This is a genomic window from Sporichthya sp. (assembly GCF_013815995.1).
In the GTDB taxonomy this organism is placed as follows: domain Bacteria; phylum Actinomycetota; class Actinomycetes; order Sporichthyales; family Sporichthyaceae; genus Sporichthya.
The window spans coordinates 1-9,234 of record NZ_JACDFE010000183.1 but is presented as its reverse complement, the minus strand read 5'-3'; the positions used below and the strand labels follow the sequence as shown (position 1 = coordinate 9,234).

The following is a 9,234-nucleotide window of genomic DNA, read 5'->3' as shown; positions in this document are numbered from 1 at the left end:
CCTGGGGGACGACGTCCCCCAGGGGTGGCGACACTGGGAGGGTGCGACGCCGATGCGGGAGCTCCGACGAGCCGCCGGTGTTCGACGTCCACACCCCAACCGACCGGGAGGCGCTGCTGGCATCGATCGCGGCCCGGCGCCGGCGCTACTTCCGGGTGATGATCCCGTGCCTGGTCCTGGTCGGCTTCGGCTTCTTCGTGCCTGCGCCCATCCCGATCCGCCTGACCGCCCTGGCGATCGCGGCGTTCATGCCGCCGATCGCCGCGGTGTTGGGCAACACCCGCTGACTCCGCGGGTGCCCGTGGTCGCTGGTGTCGGCCCTGGCGGGGGTCAGGCGGCGAAGACCTTCGGGTCGTCGAAGGGGCCGATGACGGCGAGGGTGGGCGCCGGGGCGAGCAGGTCGGCGGCCACCGCGGCGACGTCGTCGAGGCTGACTCCGTCGACCCGGGCCAGCACCTCGTCGACCGAGACCAGCTCGTCGTAGACCAGTTCGGACTTGCCGAGGCGTCCCATCCGGGAACCGGTGTCCTCCATGCCGAGCACGAAGGAGCCCTTGAGCTGGCCGCGCGCGCGGTCCAGTTCCTCGGCCGTGATGCCGTTGGCGGCGACGTCGGCCAGCTGCTCGCGGCAGACCTCGAGCACCTGGTCGACCTTCTTCGGCAAGCAACCGGCGTAGACGCCGAACATGCCGAGGTCGGCGTAGTGCGCCGCGTAGCTGTAGACCGAGTAGGCCAGGCCGCGCTTCTCCCGGACCTCCTGGAACAGCCGGGAGCTCATCCCGCCGCCGAGCGTGGTGTTCAGCACGTCGAGGGCGTAGCGGCGGTCGTCGGTACGGGCCAGCCCGGGCACACCGAGCAGCACGTTGGCCTGCTCGGTCGGACGGGTCGAGAGCCGGACCCCACCGGGGGCCTTGAACGGTTTACCGCCGAGCCGGGCCGAGGCCGGCGGCGTGCCGTCCTCGCCGAGCGCCCCCGCGGCCTTGAACGCGGCCTTGACCAGCTTGACGACCTCGGCGTGTTCCACGCGGCCGGCCGCGGTCACGACGAGGTTGGGCGCCGTGTAGCGGCGCTTGTAGTGCCCCGCGATCGCCGTGCGGCTCATGCCGGTGATCGAGTCCACGGTGCCGAGGATCGGCCGGCCCAGCGGAGAGTCGCCGAGCAGGGCGGCGGCGAACTCGTCGTGCACGGCGTCGGTCGGGTCGTCGGCGTGCATCGCGATCTCTTCGAGAATCACGTCGCGCTCGCCGTCGACGTCCGCCTTCGCGATCAGGGAGGAGGTGACCATGTCCGAGACGACGTCGATCGCCAAGGGGAGGTCGCGGTCGAGCACCCGTGCGTAGTAGCAGGTGTACTCCTTGGCCGTGAACGCGTTCATCTCCCCACCCACCGCGTCCAGCGCGGAGGAGATGGCGAGCGCGTCCCGGCGCGGGGTGCCCTTGAACAGCAGGTGCTCAAGGAAATGGGTGGCGCCGGCGAGGCTGCGGGTTTCGTCCCGCGAGCCGACGCCCACCCAGATGCCGAACGTCGCGGACCGGGCCGAGGGCATGTCCTCGGTCAGGATCCGCAGGCCGCCCGGGAGCACGGTGCGACGCACCGCGCCCGAGACCGAGCCGTTGGTGCTGCCGGCGGGGAGCAGGGTCCGGGTGGACCCGGGCTTCTGCTCCCCTGCCGGCAACCAGTTCTGACGCTTTGTCACTCGTCGTCGGACGAGTCGGCGTCACCGTCGTCGGAGCCCTCTTCACCCTCGACGACCGGGATCAGCGAGAGCTTGCCGCGCTGGTCGATCTCGGCGATCTCGACGAGCAGCTTGGAGCCGACCGCGAGCACGTCGTCGACGTTCTCCACCCGCTTCCCACCGGACAGCTTGCGCAGCTGCGAGATGTGCAGCAGCCCGTCGCGGCCGGGGACGAGGGAGATGAACGCACCGAAGGTCGTGGTCTTCACCACGGTGCCCAGGTAACGCTCGCCGACCTCCGGCATGGTCGGATTGGCGATCGCGTTGATCGTGTTCCGCGCCGCCTCGGCCGACGGGCCGTTGGTGGCGCCGACGTAGATCGTGCCGTCATCGTCGATCGAGATCTCGGCGCCGGTGTCGGCCTGGATCTGGTTGATGATCTTCCCCTTCGGGCCGATCACCTCGCCGATCTTGTCCACCGGGATCTTGATGACGATGATCCGCGGCGCGAACTCGCTCATCTCATCGGGGCCGTCGATCGCCTCGTTCATGACGTCAAGGATGTGCAGCCGGGCCTCGCGGGCCTGGGTCAGCGCGGCGCCGAGCACCGAGGCGGGAATGCCGTCGAGCTTGGTGTCGAGCTGAAGGGCCGTCACGAATTCCTTGGTGCCGGCGACCTTGAAGTCCATGTCGCCGAAGGCGTCCTCGGCGCCGAGGATGTCGGTGAGCGTGGTGTACTCCCCGCCCTCGTAGACCAGGCCCATCGCGATGCCCGCGACCGGCGCCTTGAGCGGGCAGCCGGCGTTGAGCAGCGAGAGGGTGGCGGCGCAGACCGAGCCCATCGACGTCGAGCCGTTCGAGCTCAGCGCCTCGGAGACCTGGCGGATCGCGTAGGGGAACTCCTCACGCTTGGGCAGCACGGGCAGGATCGCCCGCTCGGCCAGCGCGCCGTGGCCGATCTCGCGGCGCTTCGGCGACCCGACGCGACCGGTCTCACCGGTCGAGTACGGCGGGAAGTTGTAGTTGTGCATGAAGCGCTTGCGGGTCTCGGGGTTGAGCGTGTCGACCATCTGCTCCATGCGGAGCATGTTCAGCGTGGTGACACCCAGGATCTGGGTCTCGCCGCGCTCGAACAGGGCCGAACCGTGGACCCGCGGGATGACCTCGACCTCGGCGCCCAGCTCGCGGATGTCGCGCAGCCCACGGCCGTCGATGCGGACCTTGTCCTTGGTGATGCGCTGACGCACGGCCTTCTTGTTCACCGAGCGGAACGCGGCGGAGATCTCCTTGTCGCGGCCCTCGAACTGGGACGCGAGCTTCTCCTTGGTCTCGGCCTTGACCCGGTCCAGCTCGTTCTCGCGCTCGGCCTTGCCGGCAATGGTCAGCGCGGCGGCGATCTGCTCGCCGGCGGAAGCGGTGACCGCCTCCAGCACGTCGTCGGAGTAGTCGAGGAAGATCGGGAACTCGGCGGTCGGCTTGGCGGCCTTGGCCGCGACCTCGCTCTGCGTGGCGCAGAGCACCGCGATGAACGCCTTGGAGGCCTCGAGGCCCTCGGCCACGACCTCCTCGGTGGGCGCGGTGGCGCCGCCGGCGATCAGGTCGATCGTCTCGGTGGTGGCCTCGGCCTCGACCATCATGATCGCGACGTCGCCGTCCTCCATGACGCGACCGGCGACGACCATGTCGAACACGGCGCGCTCCAGCTCGGAGTGCCGCGGGAACGCCACCCACTGGCCCTCGATCAGGGCGACGCGGACGGCGCCGATCGGGCCGGAGAACGGGATGCCGGAGAGCTGGGTCGACATCGAGGCGCCGTTGATCGCGACCACGTCGTAGAGGTCGTCGGGGTCGAGCGCGAGCACGGTCTCGACGATCTGGATCTCGTTGCGCAGGCCCTTGGCGAAGCTGGGGCGCAGCGGCCGGTCGATCAGGCGGCAGGTGAGGATCGCGTCCTCGGAGGGCCGGCCCTCGCGGCGGAAGAACGAGCCGGGGATGCGGCCCGCGGCGTACATCCGCTCCTCTACATCCACCGTGAGGGGGAAGAAGTCGAGGTTCTCGCGCGGGCTCTTGCCGTGCGTGGTCGCGGACAGGACCATCGTGCCGTTGTCCAGGTAGACCGCGGCGGCACCGGCGGCCTGCTGGGCAAGGCGGCCGGTCTCGAAGCGGATGGTGCGGGTTCCGAAGCGACCGTTGTCGATCGTGGCTTCGGCGAACGTGATCTCGGGACCCTCCATGGGCGCCCCTCCTCTGTGTTGAGGAGACGGCCGGGTTCGCGCGTCGTTCTCGATCCGGTCTTCGATCGAGGTCCACGGAGGTTCTGGCGAACAACTCCGGGGGCCACTACCGAGGACCGGGGGCGAACTTTCTCGCTTACCGACCGCTCCTGCGGGTGGAAAAAATCCGGGCGGCGCTAGCGGCGCAGGCCGAGCCGTTCGATCAGCACGCGGTAACGCGCGATGTCGGTGGCGGCCAGGTACTTCAGGAGCCGACGACGGCGACCGACGAGCAGCAGCAGGCCGCGCCGGCTGTGGTGGTCGTGCTTGTGCACCTTGAGGTGCTCGGTGAGGTCGCTGATGCGCTTGGTCAGCATCGCGACCTGCGCCTCCGGGGAGCCCGTGTCGTTGTCGCTGAGGGCGTACTCGGAGAGGATTGCCTTCTTCTGTGCACTGTCGAGCGGCATTACTTAGCTCAGGGCTCCTTGTCGGGGTCGCTGCGCGGCGCGCCGGGGCAGGTCCACCCGGGCTCTATCTCTCCGCGGCCGTATCACGGCGCGCTCACGCTACCAGCGCAGCAGGTCAGGCCCGAAATCGGCGTCCTACCGGGCCAGAATGCGCCGGGCGTCCTCGACGTCGCCGTTCATGGCCTCGATCAGGGGTTCGATGCCCTCGAAGGGCAGCATGTCCCGGATCCATTCGACGAACTCGACCGAGACCTTCTTGCCGTAGAGATCCAGATCGGTGCGGTCCAGCACGTAGGCCTCGACCCGGTGCGAGGCCCCGACGAAGGTCGGGTTGTCCCCCACCGAGATCGCCGCCGGATACCGGTCCGCGCCGTCCACCAGCCAGCCCGCGTACACCCCGTCGAGCGGCGCTGCCAGCTCGTCAGGGATCTCCAGGTTCGCCGTCGGGAAGCCCAGGTCCCGGCCGCGCTGCTCACCGCGGATCACCGGACCGGTGACGGCGTACGGCCGGCCCAGGATGGTGGCCGCGGTCGCGACGTCCCCGACCCCCAGCAGTTCCCGGACCCGGGTGGAGGAGTACTTGTCCACCTCGTCGGTCTGCAGTTCGACCGCGTGGACGATGAAGCCGTACGCAGCCCCCATCAGGCGCAGCATCGTGACGTCCCCGGCGGCACCGGACCCGAAACGGAAGTCCGCCCCGACCACGACGACCTTCGCCTGGAGCGCCTCGGCCAGGACCGCGCGGGTGGCCTGCTCGGCGGTGACGGCAGCGAGCTCGAGGGTGAACGGGACGACCAGCACGGCGTCCGCCCCGTTGGCGGCCAGCCGTTCCAGCCGGTCGGCGAGGCTGCCGATCATCCTCGGCGCGATCTCGGGGCGCAGCACGGCGGCCGGGTGCGGGTGGAAGGTGACCACGTACATCGGCAGGTCGCGCTCGTCGGCGTAGGCCCGGGCCTTGGCCAGCACCCGGGCGTGCCCGCGGTGCACCCCGTCGAACTTGCCGATCGCCACCACACAGGGACCGGCGTCGGCGCGGGGCACATCGTCGAGACCGTGCCAGATCTGCACCCGATCTCCCTCGTCTCGATGCGCCCGCAGCCGCGGGGTCATCGTATAGAGCAGCCGCTCAGGCATCCCCGAAGACGGCGATCGGGCGCGCGCGGCCGTCCCGGACCTCGATCAGGCCGCAGAACCACTCGTCCGGGCCGAAGACCGCGGTCGGGCCGGTCGCGCCCTCCACCCCGGCCAGCTCCGCGGGCAACCAGCCGCCGTTGACCAGGATCCGCGCCGCCTCCGCGTCGACGTCGCGGTGGGCGAAGGTGGCCCGCGCGGCCTGCGCGATCGGCACGGTGGTCCAGGTCTCGGCGAGTTCGTCGAGGGTGTGCGCACCGTCGAGGCCGAACGGTCCGACCCGGGTGCGGCGCAGCGCGGTCAGGTGACCGCCCACGCCGAGGCCCGCGCCGAGGTCGCGGGCCAGAGCGCGGATGTAGGTGCCGGTGGAACAGTCCACCTCGACGTCCAGGTCGACGTACTCCCCCGCGCGACGGGTGGCCAGCACGGCGAACCGCTCCACCTGGACCGCGCGGGCCGCGAGCTCGACCTCCTCGCCGGCCCGGGCGCGGCTGTAGGCCCGTTTGCCGTCGACCTTGATCGCGCTGATGGTCGAGGGCACCTGCTCGATGTCCCCGCTCAGCACGGCGATCCCGGCCGCGATCGCCTCGTCGCCGACCGCCGAGGCGTCCGCGGACGCGGTCACCATGCCCATCGCATCGTCGGTGTCGGTCGCCGCGCCCAGGCGGATGGTGGCGGCGTAGCTCTTGTCCCCGCCGGCCAGGTGGCCGAGCAGTCGGGTGGCCCGCTCGATGCCGACCACCAGCACGCCGGTGGCCATCGGGTCCAGCGTCCCGGCGTGCCCGACCTTGCGGGTGTTGGCGAGCTTGCGGATCCGTCCGACCACGTCGTGCGAGGTCATCCCCGCGAACTTGTCGACGATGACCAGCCCGCCGAGCCCGGGCTTCGGGCCCGCCCCACTCATGCGGTCTCGTCGTCCTCGGACTCGTCGTCCTCGTCGTCCTCACGGGGCTTGCGGTACGGGTCGGCCTCGCCGGCGTACTGGGCGCCGTCAGCCTGCTTGTGCAGCTCCGCGTCGGCGAGCGCCGCCTTGGCCAGCAGGTCCTCGATCGACTTCGAGGTGTCGGGCAGGGCGTCGAGGATGAAGGTGAGCGAGGGCGTGTGCCGCACGCCGGTCTGCTTGCCGACCTCCGAGCGCAGCACGCCCTTGGCGCTCTCCAGCGCCGCGGCCGTCCCGATGCGCTCCTCGTCACTGCCGTAGACGGTGTAGAACACCGTGGCGTCACGGAAGTCGCCGGTGACCCGGACGTCGGTGATCGTCAAGAACCCGAGGCGCGGGTCCTTGACCCGCATCTCGATGGTCTCGGCGACGACGACCTTGATCCGGTCGGCCAGCTTGCGCGCTCGCGCGGCAGCCCCGGGGCTCACACCCATCAGTCGTCCTCTCCGCACAACTTCTGACGTGTACTCAGAACTTCGATCTCAGGGCGCCCCGCCACCAGGCGCTCGCACGCGTCGAGCACCTCGTGGCAGTGGGCTGCGTCCCCGGCCACCACCGCCACGCCGATCAGGGCCCGGCGGTGCAGGTCGTGGTTCCCGACCTCGGCGGCGGAGACCGGGAACTTGCGCACCAGCTCAGCGACGATCGGCCGCACGACGCCGCGCTTCTCCTTGAGGGAGTGCACGTCGCCGAGCAGCAGATCGACGCTGAGGCTGCCTACGAACATGGTGTTACCTACGCGCGCGGCTTCTCCCGCATCTCGAAGGTCTCGATCACGTCATCGACCTTGATGTCGTTGAACGACCCCAGGTTGATACCGCACTCGAAGCCTTCCCGAACCTCGGTCGCGTCGTCCTTCTCGCGACGCAGCGAGTCGATGGTCAGGTTGGGCTGGACCACCGCCCCGTCGCGGATGAGCCGGCCCTTGGTGCCGCGGCGGATCAGACCGGTGCGGACCATGCAACCGGCGATCGTGCCGAACTTCGAGGAGGAGAAGGTCGCGCGCACCTCGGCGGTACCGAGCTGCACCTCCTCGTACTCCGGCTTGAGCATGCCCTTGAGGCCGGCCTCGATCTCCTCGATGGCCTGGTAGATCACCGAGTAGAACCGGATCTCCACGCCCTCGCGGTCGGCCGCCTCGCGGGACTTGCCCTCGGCGCGGACGTTGAAGCCGACGATGATCGCGTCCGAGGCGGCAGCCAGGCTGACGTCGGACTCGGTGATCGCACCGACGCCGCGGTGGATGACCCGCAGGTGCACCTCGTCGCCGGGGACCTCGATCTTGAGCAGGGCATCCTCGAGGGCCTCAACCGAACCGGACACGTCGCCCTTGATGATGAGCAGCAACTCGTCGCGCTGTCCGGCGGCCAGGGCCTCCTGGATGTTCTCCAGGCTGAACCGCGGCTTGCGCTGCCGGGCGAGCTGCGCGTTGCGCTCGCGCGCCTCGCGCCGTTCCGCGATCTGCCGGGCGACCCGGTCCTCGGACACGACGAGGAAGTTGTCCCCCGCGCCGGGCACCGAGGTGAGACCGACGACCATGACCGGACGGGCCGGGCCGGCCTCGGTGAGGGTGTTGCCGTGCTCGTCGAGCATGACCCGGACGCGACCGAACGCGTCGCCACAGACGATCGAGTCGCCGGCGCGCAGGGTGCCACGCTGGACCAGAACCGTCGCGACGGGGCCGCGGCCACGGTCGAGGTGCGCCTCGATCGCGACACCCTGGGCGTCCTGGACCGGGTTGGCCCGCAGGTCGAGGGAGGCGTCGGCGGTCAGGATGACCGCGTCCAGGAGCTCTTCGATACCCAGGTGCTGCTTGGCGGAGATGTCGACGAACATCGTGTCGCCGCCGTACTCCTCGGCCACCAGCCCGTACTCGGTGAGCTGACCGCGCACCTTCGCCGGGTCGGCGCCTTCCTTGTCGATCTTGTTGACCGCGACGACGATCGGCACGCCGGCCGCCTGCGCGTGGTTGAGCGCCTCAATGGTCTGCGGCTTCACACCGTCGTCCGCCGCCACCACGAGGATCGCGATGTCGGTGACCTGGGCACCACGGGCACGCATCGAGGTGAACGCCTCGTGACCCGGGGTGTCGATGAAGGTGATGCGGCGTTCCTTGTCCTCGCCCGCGTGGGCCATGACCTGGTAGGCGCCGATGTGCTGGGTGATCCCGCCGGCCTCACCGGAGGCGACGTTCTCGTTGCGGATCGCGTCCAGCAACTTGGTCTTGCCGTGGTCGACGTGACCCATGACGGTGACGACCGGCGGCCGGATGACCAGGTCCTCCTCGCCGCCCTCGTCCTCGCCCCACGACAGGTCGAAGGTCTCCAGCAGCTCGCGGTCCTCGTCCTCCGGGGACACGATCTCCACGACGACGTTGAGCTCCTGCGCGAGCAGCTCGAGCGTCTCGTCACCGACGGACTGGGTCGCGGTGACCATCTCGCCGAGGTGCATCATCACGGCAACCAGCGACGCAGGGTTCGCGCCGATCTTCTCGGCGAAGTCGGTCAGCGAGGACCCGCGCGGCAGCCGGACCGTCTGGCCCTGACCGCGGGGCAGCTGCACGCCACCGATCGAGGGCGCCTGCATGTTGTCGAACTCTTGACGCCGCTGCTTCTTGGACTTGCGGCCCTTGGTCGGGCGACCGCCGGGGCGACCGAAAGCGCCTGCCGTGCCACCGCGGCCACGGCCACCGGGACCGCCACCACCGGGACGACCGGCGAAACCACCACCACCGGGGGCGCCACCGGGAGCTCCACCGGGCGCACCACCGGGACGGAAACCACCGCCACCGCCACCGCCACCGCCACCA

The 9,234-nt window shown here is 70.3% G+C and carries 9 protein-coding genes; 1 reads left to right on the top strand and 8 read right to left on the bottom strand.

The window, feature by feature from the left end:
- The first annotated feature begins 41 nt into the window (after window positions 1-41).
- Entirely contained in the window at window positions 42-287 is a 246-nt protein-coding gene (locus H0X00_RS17925; RefSeq protein WP_293773562.1) for a DUF3099 domain-containing protein, read from the top strand.
- A 43-nt stretch (window positions 288-330) separates the two neighbouring features.
- Here the strand turns inward: H0X00_RS17925 and H0X00_RS17920 are convergent, their stop codons facing one another.
- From H0X00_RS17920 to infB, 8 genes are all read right to left on the bottom strand, one after another.
- Window positions 331-1,695 carry a pitrilysin family protein gene (locus H0X00_RS17920; RefSeq protein WP_293773561.1) on the bottom strand — a complete coding sequence of 455 codons (1,365 nt, stop codon included), beginning with the start codon at window positions 1,693-1,695 and terminating at the stop codon, window positions 331-333.
- Window positions 1,692-3,908, bottom strand: a complete 2,217-nt coding sequence (locus tag H0X00_RS17915; RefSeq protein ID WP_293773560.1) for a polyribonucleotide nucleotidyltransferase — start codon at window positions 3,906-3,908, stop codon at window positions 1,692-1,694. The genes H0X00_RS17920 and H0X00_RS17915 overlap by 4 nt, the downstream gene beginning before the upstream one ends.
- Before the next feature lie 176 nt (window positions 3,909-4,084).
- Window positions 4,085-4,354, bottom strand: coding sequence for a 30S ribosomal protein S15 (gene rpsO / locus H0X00_RS17910; RefSeq protein WP_293773558.1), 270 nt, complete (start codon window positions 4,352-4,354; stop codon window positions 4,085-4,087).
- A gap of 135 nt (window positions 4,355-4,489) precedes the next feature.
- Window positions 4,490-5,422 (bottom strand): bifunctional riboflavin kinase/FAD synthetase, encoded by a 933-nt coding sequence (locus H0X00_RS17905; RefSeq protein WP_293773555.1) that lies wholly within the window; start codon window positions 5,420-5,422, stop codon window positions 4,490-4,492.
- A 58-nt stretch (window positions 5,423-5,480) separates the two neighbouring features.
- Window positions 5,481-6,389, bottom strand: a complete 909-nt coding sequence (gene truB / locus H0X00_RS17900; protein WP_293773553.1) for a tRNA pseudouridine(55) synthase TruB — start codon at window positions 6,387-6,389, stop codon at window positions 5,481-5,483.
- Window positions 6,386-6,859: a 30S ribosome-binding factor RbfA gene (rbfA, locus tag H0X00_RS17895; protein WP_293773551.1), complete on the bottom strand. Its 474-nt coding sequence runs from the start codon at window positions 6,857-6,859 to the stop codon at window positions 6,386-6,388. Before rbfA ends, truB begins: the two co-directional genes overlap by 4 nt.
- Complete coding sequence (locus H0X00_RS17890) at window positions 6,859-7,152, bottom strand: DUF503 domain-containing protein (RefSeq protein WP_293773549.1); 294 nt, start codon at window positions 7,150-7,152, stop codon at window positions 6,859-6,861. The genes rbfA and H0X00_RS17890 overlap by 1 nt, the downstream gene beginning before the upstream one ends.
- 8 nt (window positions 7,153-7,160) lie before the next feature.
- On the bottom strand, window positions 7,161-9,234 hold a 2,074-nt coding region (infB, locus tag H0X00_RS17885), incomplete at its 5' end, for a translation initiation factor IF-2 (protein WP_293773546.1).